The 19,346-nt window shown below is 59.1% G+C and carries 23 protein-coding genes; 11 read left to right on the top strand and 12 right to left on the bottom strand.

Annotated elements, in window-relative coordinates; all coding sequences use genetic code 11:
• Positions 1–3: 3 nt before the first annotated feature.
• A complete protein-coding gene (locus BK667_RS11650) occupies positions 4–1,788 on the bottom strand; it encodes a GMC family oxidoreductase (RefSeq protein ID WP_123597659.1) in 1,785 nt (594 codons plus the stop codon).
• Between the two features lie 3 nt (positions 1,789–1,791).
• Positions 1,792–2,532, bottom strand: coding sequence for a gluconate 2-dehydrogenase subunit 3 family protein (locus tag BK667_RS11655; RefSeq protein WP_123597660.1), 741 nt, complete (start codon positions 2,530–2,532; stop codon positions 1,792–1,794).
• 296 nt (positions 2,533–2,828) lie between these two features.
• Here BK667_RS11655 and BK667_RS11660 point away from each other — a divergent pair, with 296 nt between their 5' ends.
• A complete protein-coding gene (locus BK667_RS11660; RefSeq protein WP_123597661.1) occupies positions 2,829–3,476 on the top strand; it encodes a phosphatase domain-containing protein in 648 nt (215 codons plus the stop codon).
• Between the two features lie 114 nt (positions 3,477–3,590).
• On the opposite strand, the gene BK667_RS11665 is transcribed toward BK667_RS11660, so the two are convergent.
• A complete protein-coding gene (locus BK667_RS11665; protein ID WP_123408468.1) occupies positions 3,591–3,878 on the bottom strand; it encodes a YheV family putative zinc ribbon protein in 288 nt (95 codons plus the stop codon).
• Complete coding sequence (gene prlC / locus BK667_RS11670) at positions 3,875–5,953, bottom strand: oligopeptidase A (RefSeq protein WP_185058199.1); 2,079 nt, start codon at positions 5,951–5,953, stop codon at positions 3,875–3,877. Before prlC ends, BK667_RS11665 begins: the two co-directional genes overlap by 4 nt.
• A 62-nt stretch (positions 5,954–6,015) precedes the next feature.
• On the opposite strand from prlC, the gene BK667_RS11675 reads away from it, so the two are divergent.
• The 3 genes from BK667_RS11675 (at position 6,016) to BK667_RS11685 (ending at position 7,881) form a co-directional block, all read left to right on the top strand.
• Positions 6,016–6,561: a gamma carbonic anhydrase family protein gene (locus BK667_RS11675; protein ID WP_123513346.1), complete on the top strand. Its 546-nt coding sequence runs from the start codon at positions 6,016–6,018 to the stop codon at positions 6,559–6,561.
• Between the two features lie 29 nt (positions 6,562–6,590).
• Positions 6,591–7,241: an HAD family hydrolase gene (locus BK667_RS11680; RefSeq protein ID WP_123597662.1), complete on the top strand. Its 651-nt coding sequence runs from the start codon at positions 6,591–6,593 to the stop codon at positions 7,239–7,241.
• Between the two features lie 181 nt (positions 7,242–7,422).
• The gene (locus BK667_RS11685) at positions 7,423–7,881 is read left to right on the top strand and encodes an REP-associated tyrosine transposase (RefSeq protein ID WP_123597663.1); all 459 of its coding nucleotides are present in this window, start codon (positions 7,423–7,425) and stop codon (positions 7,879–7,881) included.
• A gap of 143 nt (positions 7,882–8,024) precedes the next feature.
• On the opposite strand, the gene BK667_RS11690 is transcribed toward BK667_RS11685, so the two are convergent.
• On the bottom strand, positions 8,025–9,101 hold the full coding sequence (locus BK667_RS11690; RefSeq protein ID WP_123597664.1) for an aminopeptidase: 1,077 nt from the start codon (positions 9,099–9,101) through the stop codon (positions 8,025–8,027).
• Positions 9,102–9,161: 60 nt separating this feature from the next.
• Here BK667_RS11690 and BK667_RS11695 point away from each other — a divergent pair, with 60 nt between their 5' ends.
• Positions 9,162–9,584: a PA0061/PA0062 family lipoprotein gene (locus tag BK667_RS11695; protein ID WP_123597665.1), complete on the top strand. Its 423-nt coding sequence runs from the start codon at positions 9,162–9,164 to the stop codon at positions 9,582–9,584.
• Positions 9,585–9,624: 40 nt separating this feature from the next.
• Complete coding sequence (locus tag BK667_RS11700) at positions 9,625–10,044, top strand: PA0061/PA0062 family lipoprotein (RefSeq protein WP_123513356.1); 420 nt, start codon at positions 9,625–9,627, stop codon at positions 10,042–10,044.
• 6 nt (positions 10,045–10,050) lie between these two features.
• On the opposite strand, the gene BK667_RS11705 is transcribed toward BK667_RS11700, so the two are convergent.
• Positions 10,051–10,284, bottom strand: coding sequence for a DUF1161 domain-containing protein (locus BK667_RS11705; RefSeq protein WP_123513358.1), 234 nt, complete (start codon positions 10,282–10,284; stop codon positions 10,051–10,053).
• A 237-nt stretch (positions 10,285–10,521) separates the two neighbouring features.
• Positions 10,522–10,953: an OsmC family protein gene (locus tag BK667_RS11710; RefSeq protein WP_123597666.1), complete on the bottom strand. Its 432-nt coding sequence runs from the start codon at positions 10,951–10,953 to the stop codon at positions 10,522–10,524.
• 240 nt (positions 10,954–11,193) lie between these two features.
• On the opposite strand from BK667_RS11710, the gene BK667_RS11715 reads away from it, so the two are divergent.
• A complete protein-coding gene (locus BK667_RS11715; RefSeq protein ID WP_123513362.1) occupies positions 11,194–12,195 on the top strand; it encodes an LLM class flavin-dependent oxidoreductase in 1,002 nt (333 codons plus the stop codon).
• Positions 12,196–12,259: 64 nt separating this feature from the next.
• Here BK667_RS11715 and BK667_RS11720 read toward each other — a convergent pair whose 3' ends face one another.
• Both BK667_RS11720 and BK667_RS11725 read right to left on the bottom strand, forming a co-directional pair.
• A complete protein-coding gene (locus tag BK667_RS11720) occupies positions 12,260–12,484 on the bottom strand; it encodes a DUF1161 domain-containing protein (RefSeq protein ID WP_123513364.1) in 225 nt (74 codons plus the stop codon).
• A gap of 122 nt (positions 12,485–12,606) precedes the next feature.
• Positions 12,607–12,822, bottom strand: a complete 216-nt coding sequence (locus BK667_RS11725) for a dodecin (protein ID WP_054047931.1) — start codon at positions 12,820–12,822, stop codon at positions 12,607–12,609.
• Between the two features lie 156 nt (positions 12,823–12,978).
• On the opposite strand from BK667_RS11725, the gene BK667_RS11730 reads away from it, so the two are divergent.
• A complete protein-coding gene (locus tag BK667_RS11730; RefSeq protein WP_054047930.1) occupies positions 12,979–13,305 on the top strand; it encodes an ElaB/YgaM/YqjD family protein in 327 nt (108 codons plus the stop codon).
• On the opposite strand, the gene BK667_RS11735 is transcribed toward BK667_RS11730, so the two are convergent.
• Positions 13,302–14,195, bottom strand: coding sequence for a LysR family transcriptional regulator (locus BK667_RS11735; RefSeq protein ID WP_123597667.1), 894 nt, complete (start codon positions 14,193–14,195; stop codon positions 13,302–13,304). The genes BK667_RS11730 and BK667_RS11735 overlap by 4 nt on opposite strands.
• 112 nt (positions 14,196–14,307) lie before the next feature.
• Between BK667_RS11735 and trpB the strand changes: the two genes are divergently transcribed.
• From trpB to BK667_RS11750, 3 genes are all read left to right on the top strand, one after another.
• Positions 14,308–15,528, top strand: coding sequence for a tryptophan synthase subunit beta (gene trpB / locus BK667_RS11740; protein ID WP_123513369.1), 1,221 nt, complete (start codon positions 14,308–14,310; stop codon positions 15,526–15,528).
• On the top strand, positions 15,528–16,340 hold the full coding sequence (gene trpA / locus BK667_RS11745) for a tryptophan synthase subunit alpha (protein WP_123597668.1): 813 nt from the start codon (positions 15,528–15,530) through the stop codon (positions 16,338–16,340). Before trpB ends, trpA begins: the two co-directional genes overlap by 1 nt.
• 121 nt (positions 16,341–16,461) lie before the next feature.
• Positions 16,462–16,932 carry an anti-virulence regulator CigR family protein gene (locus tag BK667_RS11750; RefSeq protein WP_123513373.1) on the top strand — a complete coding sequence of 157 codons (471 nt, stop codon included), beginning with the start codon at positions 16,462–16,464 and terminating at the stop codon, positions 16,930–16,932.
• A gap of 123 nt (positions 16,933–17,055) precedes the next feature.
• Here the strand turns inward: BK667_RS11750 and BK667_RS11755 are convergent, their stop codons facing one another.
• Positions 17,056–19,017, bottom strand: a complete 1,962-nt coding sequence (locus BK667_RS11755) for a DUF7844 domain-containing protein (RefSeq protein WP_123513375.1) — start codon at positions 19,015–19,017, stop codon at positions 17,056–17,058.
• A complete protein-coding gene (locus tag BK667_RS11760) occupies positions 19,014–19,334 on the bottom strand; it encodes a DUF2388 domain-containing protein (protein ID WP_054047920.1) in 321 nt (106 codons plus the stop codon). Before BK667_RS11760 ends, BK667_RS11755 begins: the two co-directional genes overlap by 4 nt.
• Between the last annotated feature and the right edge of the window lie 12 nt (positions 19,335–19,346).

Here is a 19,346-nt window from a genome sequence, read left to right on the forward strand (position 1 = left end):
TCCTTAAGCCTGAACCAGCGGGCCGGGGTTTTTCAGGTACTGCTCGCGGATCGCGCGGGCCGACCAATACGTCAACGCAGCCACCAGGCCTGTAGGGTTGTAGCCCAAGCCTTGTGGGAAAGCGGACGCGCCAGGGACGAACACGTTATGCACGTCCCAGCTCTGCAAGTAACGGTTCAGGGCGCTGGTTTTCGGGTTGGTGCCCATGATCGCGCCACCGTTGAGGTGGGTGGTCTGGTAAGCCGCGGTGTTGAAGTGATCACCGACCTGCTTGCCGATTACGGCGATGGCTTTAGGGCCCATGGCTTCGGCGACCTTGCCCATTTTCTCAACCATGAAGCGGTTCATCTTGATGTCGTTTTCCTGCCAGTCGAACGTCATCCGCAGCAGCGGCAAGCCGTAGGAATCGCGATACACAGGATCGAGATCCAGGTAGTTGCCACGGTAGGACTGATGCGCGCCGTGGGCGTCCATCGACACCTGGTGGGTGTAGTAATCGGCGGTGGCGCGTTTCCAGGCACTGCCCCAGGCCGGGGTGCCCGGAGGGTTGGAGGTCCCGGCAATCGGTCGGCTGCCGGCCTGGTTGACCCACATCGGCGAACCGCCGACGAAGCCATGGGGGCCATGGTCGAAGTTGTCGGCGTTGAAATCATCGATCGCCACGCCATTGCCGCCCGCGCCGATGAAGTTGTTGGTGTGGGTGTCCTTGTCGAAGAACGCCTTGATGGTGGCCATGTTCTGGTAGGCGAAGTTCTTGCCGACCACGCCTTCACCGCTGATCGGGTCGTAAGGCTTGCCGATGCCCGAAAGCAGCATCAACCGCACGTTATGGAACTGGAAGGCACCGAGGATCACCAGGTCGGCCGGTTGCTCGATTTCCCGGCCCTGGCCATCGATGTAGGTCACGCCGGTGGCTTTGCTCTTGGTGCTGTCGAGGTTGACCCGCAGCACGTGGGAATTGGCCCGCAGTTCGAAATTCGGCAGCGGCTTGAGCGCTGGCAGAATGTTCACGTTGGGCGATGCCTTGGAATACATGTAGCAGACGTAGCCGCTGCAAAAACCGCAGAAGTTGCACGGGCCCATCTGCGCGCCGTAAGGGTTGGTGTACGGACCGGACGTGTTGGCTGACGGCAGGTTGTAGGGTTTGTAACCCACGGCGGTGGCCGCTTTCTGGAACAGCTGTGCGGAAACGGTGTTCTTCTGGGATTCCAGCGGGAAAGGGTTCGAGCGATCCGGCGCATAAGGGTTGCCGCCCTTGCCTTCGCCGACCAACTGACCGTTCACCGTCCAGGCCTGACCTGATGTGCCGAACACCTTCTCGGCGTAATCAAAAAACGGTTCCAGTTCTTCATAGCTGACGCCGAAGTCCTGGATGGTCATGTCCTTGGGGATGAAGTGTTTGCCGTAGCGTTCTTCGTAGTGGCTGCGCATCCGCAGCTCGATCGGGTCGACCCGAAAGTGCACGCCGGACCAGTGCAGACCCGCGCCGCCCACGCCATTGCCAGGCAAGAACGCGCCGAGTTGGCGGTTCGGCAGGGCAATGTCATTCACGCTATGGCGAATGGTCACGGTCTCTTTGGAGATGTCCTGGAAGAGTTTTTTCCGCACGCTGTAGGTGAGTTCGTCGATCACCTGGGGATAGTTGCCGTCAGGGTAAGTGTCCTGCATCGGCCCGCGCTCCAGTGCCAGCACGTTCAGGCCGGCTTCTGTCAGCTCTTTGGCCATGATCGCGCCGGTCCAGCCAAAACCGACGATCACCGCATCGACCTTCTTCATTACTGTTGCCATGGCTTATGCCCTCTCGCCGCGAATCGAAACTGCCGGGAAGGGGTATTGCTCGTTGCGTTCCACCCAATCCATGAAATCGGCGCGGGCGCCGGGGAAGCCGATCATGGTCCAGCCGACCATGCCTTTGTTGCCGCCGTGGATCGGGTCGCAGAAGAACCCTTCCTTGGTGTTTTGCAGCAACAGGTTGAAGAAAATCTTCGACGGAACGCTGTCGAACTCGGGTTTTCCGGCCTCGAGTTGCTTCAGCAAATCGTCTCGGGTAGCGCTGTCTTGGTCAGCAAATACTTTACCGTTGAACGCCTTCGACCAGGCATCAGTGGCGGCGATACCCAGGCGATAGATCTCTTTGGGTACGAGTTTGCTCTGCCAGCCCATTTCCGCCGGGGCGTCGGCGTTGAACGGCCCTTGCATGAACCACAGGGCGCCGGCGGCGTACGGGGTGTTCATCTGTCGGTCGATATATTCCGGCACGCCAGCTTCCAGAGCGCCTGGTCCCTGGGCATCGCTCGGGATCAACTGGGCGACGGCAGCCTTGATGAACGTCCATTCTTCGGCGGTGAAGTAAGTGGGTTCATAGGTGCTGGTGCTGACGGGCGTTTTATCGGTACTGGCCGGCGCCGATTCTGGCGCGGCAAGCAGGACTGAACTGCCCAGCGCGGTGCTGGCGACGGTGACCACCGGGATCAAGGTCAGGGATTTGCGCAAAAACTCACGCCGCGGGTTGTCTCGATCTTGATCAGACATGGGGGTGCACCTCATCAGGCATTGATGGTTTTTTTGCCATTTCGTCGAACGGCTTTTCGTTTTGGCAGGAATGCAGGTGTGCAGCGATCAGTGAGAACGCCGCGCTTCTGCAAACATTGGTTACAAATGGTAGCAGCCTAAGTATCAGGATGAACCGATTCAGCGGAAAAAAAGCGGGGTTATGCGACGAAAGTCGCTGCATTCACGATTCTTTGACAGACGGCTCACAGTGCTTTGACCGCTCAAGCCTGAAGCTGACCGTCATTAATCCGCTTCTTCCTGTACGGTCGCCCAGCATGTTTAAAACTCGCCTTATCCCTGCGATATGCCTATCGCTGGTTGCCTTTTTCAACCTTTCGTTGGCCATGGCCGACGACGCCGGTTCTCCTCGACCTGCGGAATGGGCACAGTCAGTGGAGGCGAAATACAACCTCTTCCAAATGTCCCCGACCCTCTACCGCAGCGCATTGCCCGACAGCGGGGTCGTGCCGCTGCTGGAAAAACTCAAGGTTGGAACCGTCATCAACTTCCTGCCTGAATCGGACTCCCGCTGGCTGTCCTCGCCCGGCATCAATCAGGTCCAGTTGCCTTACCGCACCAATCACGTGGATGACGCGCAGGTCATTGCGGCGCTTCGTGCCATTCAGACTGCCGAGGCCAAAGGCCCGGTGTTGATGCATTGCAAACACGGTTCCGACCGCACAGGCCTGATGGCGGCGATGTACCGGGTGGTGGTGCAGGGGTGGAGTAAGGAAGACGCCCTGAATGAAATGACCGAGGGCGGTTTTGGCGACAGCACCCACTTCAAGGACGGCGTTCGCTACATGATGCAGGCGGATACCGACAAACTGCGCACCGCGCTGGCCAATGGTGATTGCAGCACCAGCCCGTTTGCCATGTGCTCGATGAAGAGCTGGTTCAAGTCGGCCAACGTCGAGAAGTAGGAAAACCGAAAACCTTGTGGGAGCGAGCCTGCTCGCGAATACGGTGTGTCAGTCAACATCAATGTCGAATGACACGCCGCCTTCGCGAGCAGGCTCGCTCCCACAAGGGATCATTCAGTGTTGCTCGTCAGGCTTTTTCTTCAGCTTCGGGTTCGGGAAGAATTGCACGGCCTGAACCTTGGCGTCCGGCACCTTCAGCGCCGAGACGTTGACCCGCGTGCCCAATTCCTTGGGCACGGACAAACCTTGTTCATTGAGCGTGTCGGAATAACCGCAGGCCACGCACTCACGGTGCGGGACCTCGTCTTCGTTCCACATCATCAATTTGTCCGGCTCGCTGCACGCCGGGCAGACCGCCCCGGCGATAAAGCGTTTTTTCGTGATCACAGGCCCCTCGCTCATGCTGCCGCGTCCTCACTCAGGCCGCTGTGGCGCAAGAGTGCGTCAATCGATGGCTCACGGCCACGGAAGTCGATGAACAGCACCATCGGCTCCTGAGAACCGCCGCGGGCCAGGATCGCTTCGCGGAAGGCGCGACCGGTTTCGGCATTGAGCACGCCGTCTTCTTCGAACTTCGAGAAGGCATCGGCCGACAGCACTTCAGCCCATTTGTAGCTGTAGTAACCCGCCGCGTAACCGCCGGCGAAGATGTGCGCGAAGCTGTTCGGGAAACGGTTGTAGGCCGGTGGACGCATGACCGATACCTCGTCGCGCACGCCTTCGAGCACTTGCAACACGCTGCGGCCGTCGCCGTGGGTGGCGTGCAGTTCGAAGTCGAACAACGAGAACTCCAATTGGCGGACCATCATCAGGCCGGACTGGAAGTTCTTCGCCGCGAGCATTTTGCCCAGCAGGTCTTGAGGCAGTGGCTCGCCGGTTTCGTAGTGACCGGAAATCAGCGCCAGGCCTTCCGGCTCCCAGCACCAGTTTTCCATGAACTGGCTTGGCAACTCGACCGCATCCCACGCCACGCCGTTGATGCCGGACACGCCGGCATGCTCGACGCGGGTCAGCAGGTGATGCAGGCCATGGCCGAATTCGTGAAACAGGGTGGTGACTTCATCGTGGGTCAGCAATGCAGGCTTGCCGCTGTCGGCCGGGGTGAAGTTGCACACCAGGTTGGCCACCGGGCTTTGCAGCACGCCTTCAGCGGTGCGACGGCGATCGCGGGCGCCGTCCATCCAGGCACCGCCACGCTTGTTGGCGCGGGCGTAGAGGTCAAAGAAGAAGCGGCCGACGTGCTGGCCGTTTTCCTTGATCTCGAACAGGCGAACATCCGGGTGCCAGGTATCGAAGCCTTTCTGCTCGGCGATCTCGATGCCGTACAGGCGCTGAACGATGGCGAACAGGCCGCCCAGCACTTTGTCGATCGGGAAGTAGGCGCGAAGGGCTTCCTGGGCAACGCTGTAACGTTGTTCGCGGAGCTTTTCACCGTAGAAACCGCTGTCCCAGCTTTGCAGGTCCGGGCAGCCCTGTTCGGCGGCGTAGGCCTTGAGCTGCTCCAGGTCCTGGGCGGCGAATGGTTTGCTGCGTTTGGCCAGGTCACGTAGGAAACTGAGCACCTGGTCGCTGGATTCAGCCATTTTGGTCGCCAGACTCAGCTCCGAGAAACTGGCGAAACCCAGCAGCTTGGCCAGTTCCTGACGCAGGTCGAGGATTTCTTCCATCACCGGGCTGTTGTCATTCTGACCGGCATTCGGGCCTTGGTCCGACGCACGGGTGCAGTAGGCGGCGTAGACTTCTTCGCGCAAGGCGCGGTCCTGGGCGTAGGTCATCACCGCGTAGTAGCTCGGGAATTCCAGGGTGATCAGGAAGCCTTCCAGGTCTTTGGCCTGTGCAGCGGCGGCCATTTGCGCCTTGGCCGAATCGGTCAGGCCGGCGAGGGCGGCTTCGTCGGTGACGTGCTTGGTCCAGGCCTGGGTCGCGTCGAGCAGTTGATTGGAGAAGCGGCTGCCCAGCTCCGACAACTTGCTCTGCACTTCGGCGTAACGCTTTTGTTCGGCTTCCGGCAGGTCGATACCCGACAGACGGAAGTCACGCAGGGCATGTTCCAGGATGGTTTTTTGCGCCACGTCGAAACCGGCGGCTTCCGGGCTATTGGCCAGGGCTTCGAACGCTTGGAACAGTTCGCGGTTCTGGCCCATCTCGGTGGAGTAGGCGCTCAACGCTGGCAGGCAGGATTCGTAGGCTTCACGCAGTTCAGCGCTGTTGCACACGGCATTCAAATGGCTGACCGGACTCCAGGCAGCGCCCAGGCGATCATTGAGTTCGTCCATCGCCAGCACCAGGCCGGCCCAGGTCGGTTGTTTGCCCTGGGTTTTGAGGATCTCGATAATGGCGGCGCGGTTGTCAGCCAGGATCTGTTCAATGGCCGGTTGCACGTGTTCGGCACGGATCGCCGAGAACGGCGGCAGGTCGTAGGACTGCAAAAGAGGGTTGTTCACGCTCACGGTTGGCACCTTGGCTGGAAGAAACATGCGGCCATCTTAATTACAATCGACGCTCACCGCAGCTATCAGCGACAGAGAGAGAACCTATCGTGACCCTTCGCAAGTATCTGAACCACACGCCGCTGCTGGGCAAAGGCGCTTTTGTCGACGGCTCGGCGGTGGTAATCGGCGACGTCGAAATCGGCGATGACAGCTCCGTCTGGCCGCTGACGGTGATCCGCGGCGACATGCACCGCATCCGCATCGGTGCGCGCACCAGCGTCCAGGATGGCTGCGTGCTGCACATTACCCACGCCGGGCCGTTCAATCCTGATGGTTTTCCGTGCCTGATTGGCGATGACGTGACCGTCGCCCACAAAGTCATGCTGCACGGTTGCTCGGTGGGTAGCCGGGTGCTGATTGGCATGGGCAGCATCGTCATGGATGGTGCGGTGGTCGAGGACGACGTGATCATCGGCGCTGGCAGCCTGGTGCCGCCGGGCAAGCGCCTGGAAAGCGGTTTCCTGTATGTCGGCAGCCCGGTGAAACAGATCCGGCCGCTGACGGACAAGGAAAAAGCCTTTTTCACCTATAGCGCGGCGAACTACGTGAAGCTCAAAGACCTGCATCTGGCTGAAGGCTACGACCAGCTCTGACTTTTTCCTACGATTGCCCAGGATTATTCATGCATTACCAAACTGTTCTGTTCGACCTCGATGGCACCCTGACCGACCCGCGCGAGGGCATTACCCGTTCGATCCAGTTCGCCTTGGCCAAACTGGGCATCGATGAGCCCGACCTGACCAAACTCGAACACTTCATCGGCCCGCCGCTGTTGCAGGCGTTCATGCAGTTCTACGAATTCGACGAGCCCAAGGCCTGGGAAGCGGTGAACTTCTATCGCGAGCGTTTCAAAGTCACTGGCCTGTACGAGAACCGGGTGTTCGATGGCGTCACCCCATTGCTGGAAACCCTGGGCAGCCAAGGCCGACAGCTCTACATCGCCACGTCAAAACCCTGGGTGTTCGCCCGCGAGATCGCCCGACACTTCGACTTTGCCAAACACTTCAAAGTGATTTACGGCAGCGAACTGGACGGGACGCGGACCAACAAAGTGGAACTGATTGCCCATTTGATGGCAGAAGAAGGCCTGGACCCGAGCAATACCCTGATGATCGGCGACCGCAAACACGATTTGATCGGTGCGCGCAGTAATGGGCTGGATGCGGCGGCGGTGGGTTACGGTTTTGGCAGCCGGGAAGAATTGAGCGCCGAAGCACCGGCGTATCACTTTGAAACACTGGAAGAGATGCACCGGGCGTTTTTGCAGCGTTAGTTCGATTGCTATCGCGAGCAAGCTTTGCTCATACGGGGTCGTGCGTCTGATGACGCCTGTAGGAGCAAGGCTTGCCCGCGATGGCGTCTTTGTAGACACATCCTGAGCAACAGTTTTATCACTCATCCTCTTTTGACGTTCTAGCCTCTCTAACTCAGGCCACGATCAAGGAGGATCATCTATGCCAAGCCCTCACCACGCTCATCGCCTACGTACTGGACGTTATTCAGAATGTGGCCAAATTTATTTGGTGACTGCTGTTGTTCGAAATCGTCAGCCTGTTTTTTCATGTTTTAAAACAGGCCGATTGGTTGTCGATGCATTTCGGAAGGCGCAGCAGGAGCAGTTCGCCAACTCCCTGGCCTGGGTCGTCATGCCGGATCACTTTCATTGGTTGATTGAGCTCCAGAATATTCCACTGCCGAAGCTGATAGCCCGAACCAAATCGCGTACGACGGTGGCGTTAAATCGTGCGATTCAGCGTGAAGGACCACTTTGGCAGCAGGGATTTCATGATCGGGCGATCCGAAAGGAAGAGGATCTGCAGGCCGTTGCTCGGTATATCGTCCGCAACCCTATACGCGCGGGATTAGTTTCGAAGGCAGGGGATTATCCGTTGTGGGACGCGATTTGGTTATGAGCCTGTTTTGATGTGTATTTACGGGGCCTCATCGCGGGCAAGCCTTGCTCCTACAGATTCGAGCCGTACACATCATTGTGTCCTGACGTAAATCCGTAGGAGCAAGGCTTGCCCGCGATGGCGTCCGCTCAGCCGCCCACGTTCTACAGGTTCGTTAATGTCCTTAATGCCGCCTTACGCTCATCAACCGGCAACCCACCCAGCTTCTCCACCTCGGTATAAAACTTCACCCAATCCCCACCCACCTGCCTGAACAGCGCCGCAAACGCTGGCACCCATTGGTCGTACAAACCAAACGGCAACAGCTTGGCATTGTTCATCGGCGCATTGACCCATGCGTCATAACGCTTGTCCCCGGCCCATTGGCTGTCACGCATTGCTCGATAGTCGCTGCGCAGCCGTTCGAACTCGGCGGCTTTGCGCTGGCGCATCTGCTCGACGGGCAGGGGTTGGGCGTACAGGTGTTCAAGTCGGGCGCGGGTGTCGAGAACCAATTGCGTGAGCTGGTCGCGCTGTTGCATCGCTTTACCGTTGTCCGGGGCGAGGCCACGGCTGCCGCGCCATTGGCGGGTGCCTTCCTGCTCGACAAACGTGGCAAAGGATTCGTTGAACTCAGTGTCGTCCTGCACATAAAAACGCTGATGGGCCAGTTCATGAAAGATCAGCGTCGCCAGTCGCTCGTCTCCCCAATTCATCATCGAGCTGATAATCGGGTCGTTGAACCAGCCCAGTGTCGAATAAGCCTCGACCCCACCGATCGACACATCCATGCCTTGCAGGCGTTGCAACGCGGCTTCACCCCGGGCCGCGCTCTGGGTGTAGTAACCGCGATAGGCAACGCATCCGGCGATGGGGAAGCAATGGTTTTGCGGCTTCAGGGAAAATTCCGGCGTGGCGAAGACATTCCACACGACATACGGCCGGCCAATGTCGGCGTACAGACGATAACTCTGGTTATCCGGCAGGTGCAGATGCTGGCTGGCGAACACCCGGGCCTTTTGTGACTGGGCCAGGTGGGCGCGCAATTGTGGATCGCGCTGGGGATCGGCAATCACCTGGTTAACCGGCTCACGGGCCCGCAGCAATTGCAGCTGACCATCGGCCAATTGGCTGTAGTAGCTGACGCTGGCGCAACCGTTGAGCAACAAAAACAACACACCCGGAAACAAAACGCGCAAAACGCGATCAAGTAACCCAAGGCTTGGAAGCGGCCTGATCACAATAAGAACATCCCTGGAAAGTCTGCCCACAAGACTATCCCGCCACACTGGAGCTCCGCTATGCGCAAGTTGATGCTGACAGGGGGCCTGCTGACGCTGGCCGGTTGTGCCGGATTTGGAATGCCCGATCCTGACCCAAACCAAGCGTGGATCGACCTGGCTTCAAAGCAGGAAGATTCGGCGTTGCAAGCGTTGAAAGTCGATGACAAGACTGCCACCGACAAACGTTTCTTTGAAGTACAGCCGGGAAGCCATGAATTGAAGGTTCGCTACCAGTTCGCCGTCGATCCCACCAATATCGGCCCTACGAGTGAGCCGCTATGGCGAGATTGCCAACTGAGCGTCAAGTTCAAGGATTTCAACGCCGGTGAGCGTTATCAGCTGCAAGCAGGGAATATCGGATTCCGGCCGTGGGCAAAGCTCTATGACCAGCAGCGAAAAGTCATTGGGCAGGGCACACCCGCAGGCTGCCAACGCACGTGATCGGCGTTATGCTGAATACCCAATCATCGGGACATTCATCATGCGCAGGTTATTGCTGTTGCTCGGGGCGAGCGTTCTTTCCGGTTGCCTGAGCCCGCTGCCGGCCGTCGATCCACAGATGGCCTGGGTCGACCTGTCTACACCGACCCCCGGTGGCAAGTTAATGATGGCTGAACGCCTGGATAACCAGCGATTGACAGACGGGCGTTTCTTCCAGGTCACCCCCGGCAGTCATGAGCTGAGGGTGCGATTCGACTTTGAAGTGTTCACGGGCGGCTCGGGGTTCCTGAACGACTCCTCGGAGCGGTTGTGTTACCTGACCATCCGCTACGACCAATTCGAGGCCGGCCAGCGTTACATGCTGGAAGGTCGCTCCCTGGCCTTTACCCCCAGCGCCCGGCTGTATAACGCCAAGCGGGAGATCGTGGCCGAAGACCGGGAAGTCCTCTGCATTATTTGAGGTCGATCAACGATCGTTCTTTTGGTAGATGATCTTCTTGGTGCCGTATTCGCATGAGCCAACGACCATGTTCTGATCGTGGACTTCGTCATTGGTGACGATTTCCAAGGTGTAGGACGAGACGTTATTGGCCTGGATCTTGGCCTCGATCTCGGCCTTGAGTTCTTCACAGGATTTCGGTGCCGCCAGGGCCGAAGTGGCCAGTGCGCAACAGATAATCGCCAAGGCAAAACGTTTCATGGTTGAAGCTCCCTTGAGGCAGCGCGCGGGTTGATGCGCTTGAGCTGCTGTCATTTATTCGACCACAGTTTTGCAGAGCGAGTTCTGACTTCGCTCACAACGCGCGAGTTTAGCCGTTGGGATTGTGTTGTTTGTTCGATCGCCTTCGCGAGCAAGCTCGCTCCCACATTTTGAAATACATTCCAAATGTGGGAGCGAGCTTGCTCGCGAAGGTGTCAGTGCAGTCAGCGCCTAATGTTAGCTAACCAGCGTGGCATCCAGAGTGATCTTCGCATTCAACACTTTGGATACCGGGCAGCCCTCTTTGGCCTTGTTGCTCAGTTCCTCGAATTGCGCCTGGGTCGCCCCGGGGATTTTTGCCTTGAGGATCAGTTTCACCGCGGTGATCGCAAATCCACCGTCCACCTGATCCAGCGTGACCTCGGCATTGGTATCGATGCTGTCAGCCTTGAGGCCGGCATCGCCGAGGATCATCGAAAACGCCATGGAGAAACAGCCCGCATGGGCTGCGCCGATCAACTCTTCAGGATTGGTGCCCTTGCCGCCTTCGAAACGAGCCTTGAAGCCATAGGGCGCTTCCCTGAGAACACCGGTTTCCGTGGAAATAGAACCGATGCCGGTTTTCAGATCACCTTCCCAATGAGCCGATGCTTTCTTCGTGATAGCCATGTCTGCCTCCTCAAGATCCGGCGCGGAGTGTCGCGCCTTCGTGGTTTTCGGTTGCTAAGGGTTCTGAGGATAGAAGACTTGGCAAAGTTCACCTTGTCGGATCAAACCGCTTATCTGGTAGGCAAATTCAGGTCTGCTATTGAAACTCGGGTATATGCCCTCATTGCATAGGGAACGCTTTTAGACTCGGCAGGTTTTCGTTCGTGAAAAAACCTGCGCCCCTATTGGAGAAGCAGGTTTATGAAACGATTGTCCGAAATCAAGTACTCGACCCTCGACCTGGTGCCTGTGCGGGAAAACGGCAGCGCGGCCCAGTCGCTGCGCAATTCCCTGGACCTGGCGCAGCATGTTGAAAAATTTGGCTACAACCGCTTTTGGGTCGCCGAACACCACAACATGGACGGCATCGCCAGTTCCGCGACCTCGGTGCTGCTTGGCTATCTGGCCGGCGGCACCTCGACCATTCGCGTCGGTTCCGGTGGCGTGATGCTGCCCAATCACGCGCCCCTGGTGATCGCCGAACAGTTTGGCACCCTGGAAAGTCTGTACCCCGGCCGTATCGATCTGGGCTTGGGCCGTGCTCCTGGTTCCGATCAAATGACCGCCCGCGCACTGCGCCGTGAGCGCTCCGGCAGCGCTGACGAGTTCCCGGAAGATGTTGCAGAACTGGTGCGCTACCTCGGCCCGCGCACGCCGGACCAGCGGATCATCGCGATGCCGGGCACTGGCACCAATGTCCCGGTGTGGTTGCTGGGTTCGAGCCTGTTCAGTGCACAACTGGCCGGCGAGCGCGGTTTGCCCTACGCCTTTGCCTCGCATTTCGCACCGCGTTTCATGCACGAGGCGATTCGCGTCTACCGCAATCACTTCAAGCCTTCGGCAGTTCTGGACAAACCCTACGTGATGCTCGGCGTGCCACTGGTGGCGGCCGACACTGACGAACAGGCCGATTACCTGGCGACGTCGGTCTACCAGCGAATCCTCGCGTTGATGCGTGGCCAGAGCCTGGTGCAACGCCCGCCGGTGAAAACCATGGACGGCCTGTGGCTACCCCATGAAAAAGAAGCCGTCGGCGATTTCCTCGGTCTGGCCATGGTCGGCAGCCCACAGAAAATCCGCGCCAAACTGGAGGTGCTGATCGAACAGACCCAGGCTGACGAGTTGATCTTTACCTGCGACCTGTACGAACACGCCGATCGCGTGCATTCCTACGAGTTGCTGGCACAGGTCATGAAAGGCTGAAGCTCAAACGACGGGCACAAAAAAGCCGACGCAATTGCGTCGGCTTTTTCATTCTTGAGAGAAATCAGCCTTTCTTGTAGACGATTTCCTTGGAGCCTTTTTCGCACTTGCCGACGACTTTACCGCCGGCAGCAGTGCCTTTATCGGCAATTTCCAGCGAATAACCAGAAACGCCCTTGGCGTCCAGTTTCGCGGCGATTTCAGCTTTCAGCTCTTCACACGACTTGCCGTCAGCAAAGGCTGTTCCTGCAAGGCTCAACAAACCTACCGCTAAAATAAACTTCTTCATCGGTTGCATTCCCTGGTCGGATCAATAGGGGCACCCGGCATTCAGCCAGGTGCACACATGTAGCGCTTTGCCATTCCCTATGGCACTCGGCCAGCGCGCAAGTTCAGAAGCCTAGCTCAAACTCAGCTGCTGGCAATCCGGAACCCGACTTTCAAGGTCACCTGAAAGTGGGCAGCCTTGCCGTCCTTGATGTGGCCGCGAGTTTCGGTCACTTCGAACCATTCCAGATGCTTGAGGCTTTTACTGGCTTCGGCCAGCGCGTTGTTGATCGCATCTTCGATGCTGGTAGGGGACGAGCCGACCAGCTCGACTTTCTTGTAGGTGTGATGGTCAGTCATGGCGTTCTCCTTGGGTATGAAATACAGCCTAGCAGTGATTTTTCGTATTACTTCTGTCGGCCATTCCCACAGCAAAGTTCAGATTTACTGCACTTTCTCAAACCCCTGAAGTCCCAACCAACACACGCTACTCATCACCAATGAAGGAGAGCCATCATGGCCAACACCTCTTTACGCAAAGCCTCATTGCAAAGCATGGAAGCCGAGATCGAGAGTCTGCTCAAGTCGCTGGAAAACCTGAAGGACGACGCCTCGGACGAGTCGCGTAAAACCCTCAAGGCGCTGAAAAGCAACGCCGAGAACGCGCTGAAGCATTCTCGTCACCTGCTGAGCGATGCCTACGAAGAAGTGAAAGTGAAAACCCGCGAAACCGGGATCGCGACCCGGGACTACGCCCAGGAACACCCTTGGACTACAGCGGGTGTCGCCGTGGGTGCTTTGGGTCTACTCGCGGCTTACCTGTTGTGCAAACGCGGCGATTAATCCGCTTGGCGCAGCTCATTCTTGAGCCACTGCGCCAATTGCCGAGCGCGCCCGTCTGCGGCGCGCTTGGGTAGCCACAACGCCAGTTGCGCCGGGGTTTCCCTGAAACCCCACGGCGCGACCAGGCGACCGGCCTTCAAATCCTCGGCCACCAGCGGCTCAGGGGCAATCGCCACACCCAGTCCCGCCACCGCCGCTTCCAGCAAATAATACAAATGCTCGAAACCCTGACCGTACTTCAACGCTTTGTCGTCGAGGCCGCTTTGCTGTGCCCAACTTGGCCACGCTTGGGGCCGCGAGGTGGTGTGCAGCAATGGTTCGTTCAATAGCGCACTGGCCGGCGCCTGTTGCAGCCTTTCATAGCCGGCGAAGCGTGGGCTCATGACCGGGCCGATGCGTTCGCTGGCCAGTTCGTAGACTTGCATGTCTGCCGGCCACGGCGGTTCGGCAAACACCAGCAAGGCATCCAGCCCTGGCCGGCGTGGATCGAGATCACCTTCCCCCGCCGACAGGTGCAGACGCAGGTCCGGCAGGTCCGCATTCAGTCGCCCCAGGCGTGGAATGAACCAACGCGCGAGCAAACTCCCGGAGCAGCCGAGCACGAAGGGCGCATCGGCGGTGCTTTGGGTCAGCTCGGCGCACACGGTGCGTAATCGCTCGAAGGCTTCAGCGCTGGCATCGCGTAAACGAATCCCGGCATCTGTGAGTTTAAGGCCGCGTCCATCCTTGATGAACAGGCTGACGCCAAGGTGTTCTTCAAGCACCTTCAGTTGTCGGCTGACTGCACCATGGGTGACGTGCAGCTGTTCGGCAGCCTGACTGACGCTGTTGAGGCGGGCAGTGGCTTCGAAGGCGCGAAGGGCGTTCAGCGGGGGGAGGTCGTGGCTCATGGGATCTGTGAGTTTTCCTGACAGGTTGCGGCGATCTTATCGGTTTTCAGTGCGGGACGTCAGGGGTAGAGTGAGCGTCATTGTCATCACACGAATCCCACTGGAGCGACCCATGACCCAGACTAATCTGCGCAACGGCCCCGACGCCAACGGCCTGTTTGGCTCGTTCGGCGGCCGTTACGTCGCCGAAACCCTGATGCCGTTGATCCTCGACCTGGCCCGTGAATACGAATTGGCCAAGGAAGATCCGGCATTCAAAGAAGAATTGGCCTACTTCCAGCGCGACTATGTCGGTCGCCCAAGTCCGCTTTATTACGCTGAACGCCTGACCGAATTCTGCGGCGGCGCGAAGATTTACCTCAAGCGCGAAGAGCTGAACCACACCGGCGCGCACAAGATCAACAACTGCATCGGCCAGATCCTGCTGGCGCGGCGCATGGGCAAAAAACGCATTATTGCTGAGACTGGCGCCGGCATGCACGGCGTGGCGACCGCCACCGTGGCTGCACGTTTCGGTCTGGATTGCGTGATTTACATGGGCACCACTGACATCGAACGTCAGCAGGCCAACGTCTTCCGCATGAAGCTGCTGGGCGCCGAAGTGATCCCGGTGGTGGCCGGCACCGGCACCCTGAAGGATGCGATGAACGAAGCGTTGCGTGACTGGGTGACCAACGTCGACAGCACCTTCTACCTGATCGGCACCGTCGCCGGGCCGCATCCGTACCCGGCCATGGTTCGTGACTTCCAGTCTGTGATCGGCAAGGAAACCCGTACGCAACTGCAAGACCAGGAAGGCCGCCTGCCGGACAGCCTGGTGGCGTGCATCGGCGGTGGTTCCAACGCGATGGGCCTGTTCCACCCGTTCCTCGACGACAAGAGCGTCGAGATCATCGGCGTAGAAGCCGCCGGTTACGGCATCGAAACCGGCAAACACGCCGCCAGCCTGAACGGCGGCGTACCGGGTGTGTTGCACGGCAACCGCACCTTCCTGTTGCAGGACGACGACGGCCAGATCATCGACGCGCACTCGATCTCCGCCGGCCTCGATTATCCGGGCATCGGCCCTGAACACGCCTGGTTGCACGACATCGGCCGCGTCCAGTACACCTCGGTGACCGACGACGAAGCCCTCGACGCGTTCCACAAATGCTGCCGCCTGGAAGGGATTATTCCTGCACTGGAAAGCGCCCATGCCTTGGCCGAAGTGTTCAAACGCGCACCGAATCTGCCGAAAGATCACCTGATGGTGGTCAACCTGTCCGGTCGTGGCGACAAAGACATGCAAACCGTGATGCACCACATGGAACAGTCCCAGCAGGAGAAACACTGATGAGCCGCCTGCAAACGCGTTTTGCCGAACTTAAAGAACAGAATCGCGCCGCCCTGGTGACCTTCGTTACCGCCGGCGACCCGAGCTATGAAACCTCCCTGGCGATCCTGAAAGGCTTGCCGGGCGCTGGCGCCGACGTGATCGAGTTGGGCATGCCTTTCACTGATCCGATGGCTGACGGCCCGGCGATCCAGCTGGCCAACATCCGCGCCCTCGGCGCCAAGCAGAATCTGGCGAAAACCCTGCAGATGGTTCGCGAGTTCCGTGAAGGCAATACTGAGACGCCGCTGGTGTTGATGGGTTATTTCAACCCGATTCACATGTATGGCGTGCCGCGTTTCATCGCCGACGCCAAAGCAGCCGGGGTCGATGGTCTGATCGTGGTGGATCTGCCGCCGGAACATAATGGTGAACTGTGCGACCCGGCTCAGGCAGCGGGCCTGGACTTCATCCGTCTGACCACGCCGACCACCGATGACGTGCGTCTGCCGACCGTTCTGAACGGCAGCTCCGGTTTCGTCTACTACGTATCCGTTGCGGGTGTGACTGGTGCCGGTGCGGCCACGCTGGAGCATGTTGAAGAAGCGGTGGCGCGTCTGCGTCGTCATACCGACCTGCCGATCAGCATCGGTTTCGGTATCCGTACACCGGAGCAAGCGGCGTCCATCGCACGGCTGGCCGACGGTGTGGTGGTGGGTTCGGCGTTGATCGATCACATCGCCAATGCTTCGACGCCGGACCAGGCCATCGACGGCGTGCTGAGCCTTTGTGCGGCGTTGTCCGAAGGCGTGCGTAAGGCCCGGGTCAGCTGAAGGTAAAGTTCTTGATACAGAGGAATTAGCACCTCGCGGCACAGACTAAATAGCAAGACCGAGGGATTCAGAACCACGTTCTGAATCCCTTTTTGCTGTATGTGCAGTGAGGAAACCCCCGATGAAAATGCCGAAACGTCTGATTGCCAGCCTGGGCGTGCTGATGCTCAGTGCGACCCCGTTGCTGCACGCCAGCGCCGATCAGCGCGACGATCACGACCACGGCGGCCCGCAACAGGGCCAATACGATAACCACGGCAACGATCATGGTGACAATCGTGGCAATGATCACCGTGGCCCGCAGGACAACCATCGCGGCGGCCCTCCGCCACGGGACTTTGGCCCGGTGCGTCAGAGCATTCATGACAATCATGGCTATTTCGTACGCGGTGCGCCGCCACCTCCAGGCATTCGTCTGGAACGTGGTCGGCCGTTGCCTCATGGGTATTACGGTGAGCGCTTGGATAATCGCGCGTTGTCGCATCTGCCGTATTACCAAGGCTACGAATGGCGTCGTGCCGGGGGCGATATTGTGTTGATCGCCGTGGGGACCGGGATTGTTTATGAGGTTCTGGATAACGTACTGAATTAAGAACTGCATTGGCACAGCGCTTTGTGCGCTGTGCTGCAAAAAAGATCGCAGCCTTCGGCAGCTCCTATAGGGAATGCGTACCCCTGTAGGAGCTGCCGAAGGCTGCGATCTTTTGCTTTTCCGTCAGGGCAACTCCAACCCGCCAGCCGCCTTATGCAACGCCCTTAAATGCTCGCCAACCTGCTTCAAATTGGCTTCATTGGCCGCAATCTCCGCCGCCCGACTCGGCTCCAGCAACGCTCTCACTTCCTTATCCAGATCCCCTGTCAGCGATTGCAGCTGTTTCTGGCGCAGGCTGGTTTCCGATTCCAGGCGCGCCGACTCGCTCGGTTGCGGCAAACCATAACCACCGGAACCGAGCAATTCGGCGGGGCGACTGAGGAAGCCGCTGTTGGCGAGAATCTGTTGCAAGGTCGCGTTGGCCTTGTCCATGCCGCCGTTTTTCAGTTCGCGAGCACCCAGATAGCGCTGCTTCACTTCATCCTGGGCCAACTGTAGCTGTCGACGGAAACTGGCCTGTTCCAGCAACAGCAACGCCGCGCTGGTGCGCAAATCGGCTTGATCGATCCATTTGCGCCGTTCTTCTGCGCTCAATGACAGCCAGTCTTCGACGGTGGCCTGCTTGATTGGCAAATGTTTCTTCAAGACTTCGAACATCGCTTGATAACGGTCACGGAAGGAGTCGAAGCGATAACCCAGGCGCAACGCTTCGCGTGGGTCGTCCAGCACGCTGGTGTCCGCCAGCCCGCGACCCTTGAGCACTTCCAGCAAGCCATTGGGCATGATGCTGTCCAGTCCGGTCAGTTGCGCGTTGTTGCTGCCGCTGCGCAGCAGCTTCAAGCTCTCCACCGCGCAATTGTTGGACAGGAAGAAATAGTTGCCGTCGTAGCTCCAGTGCATCTCCGCCGCGTGTTCCACCACTTCCTCGATTTCGGTGCGCGACAGGTTCAGCGGTACCGAGGCGAGGCTGCGCAGTTCGGTCTTGGTGTATTCATCGATGACCTGGGCCAACGGCAAGACGAACAGGCGGGACGGGTATTTGCCGACCAATCCATCCCAACTCGACAGCTGCACGTCACCGACGAAGGCGCGGTAGGACAGCACCAGGTGCTGGTCCAGATCGAGACGGCAATCCGGTCCACGTGGTCGGCCAGGCGCGCAGATCACCAGGCGCAACATGCTGTGGCCCCAGCGGCTGACCCAGTTCTGGTTGGCTTCGGCCAGCAGATAGTCGACTGCGTACACACGTTCCGGGTCGACCTGGCCCAACGGCGTCTTGGCGAAGTCGTTGCCTGCATTGAGGAAGGCGAAGGATTTGGCGCAGGTGTCTTTGGCGGCAGGCGCCCAGCCGAAATGATCTTTGTAGTAGCGGTACAGCGCAGGACGACGGCAGGCATAGCTTGGGTCGAGGAGGAAATACTCCATGTTGACCGCTACGAACTCCTTGGGATTGGTCGTCTCGTAAATGTCCGGGCTACGGGCCACTTGCCGATTGTGCGCTTCGCGTTCGCCACGGCGGCCGACGTATTGTGGCCAGCCGGCCAGGTCCAGCAGTCGCGGATCGTCACTGAGGGTAAAGCGTCGTGCGGTCTGGCCACGGCATTGATCAGGAATGCCGACCAGCCCGGAGCTGCTGTTGCGCCGACTGCAACGCTGGATCAGCGTGCGCTCGGCGTCTGGCCACAGCCGCGAGCGGTCATAAATATGGGTGAGTTCGTGCAGGACCGTGGCGAGCATTTCCCGGCGCACTGTGCCGTGGGGGCGATAGGTCTTTTTGGTGGCGGCGCTGCCATCGGTGAGGCTGGCGAGCAGGTTGCGATTCAGATCGAGCTCGGACACCAGAGACGCTTGGCCGTAGGCATTACCGGGCATTTCATCTGTCCAGCCGACATCGATGCGCCGATCCAGTTGTTCGACGAAGCGTGGCGGCAACGCCTGCATGGCCTCATCAAGTAGCGCCTGGCTGGCCTGCACTTGCGCGGGGCTCAGACCATCGGTCTTCAGGCGTAATTGCAGGCTGGCCTGAGCGGTGTTGCCAAGCAGCAACACCACCCCGGCCAGCAGCCAGGCGCTGAGCGACCTCACAGTGCGAGGATGGCTTCGGCGAGAACCTGATCACTGGCGTCGCGGGCTTCCGGCACGCGGGTGCGCAAGGTGTTGATGGCCGCTTCCAGGTGCGCGCCGCGAATCTCGCCATCGCTGGCGACGAAACTGGCCGCATCGTCATGGGCTTCGCGCACGATCTTCGAGTCGCGAATGGAGGTGGTGGTATCGGACGTGAAATCAAGCGTGCGTTGGGTCGCACGGATGATCATGTTACTGGTGGCAACCAGGGTGTGCGCCTGGGCCACGTCGGCCAACAACAGCAGGCCAAGGGTGGCAGCAATCAGCGGGCTACGCATGGAACGACTCCG

It is taken from the genome of Pseudomonas frederiksbergensis (assembly GCF_003732705.1).
GTDB lineage: Bacteria > Pseudomonadota > Gammaproteobacteria > Pseudomonadales > Pseudomonadaceae > Aquipseudomonas > Aquipseudomonas frederiksbergensis_F.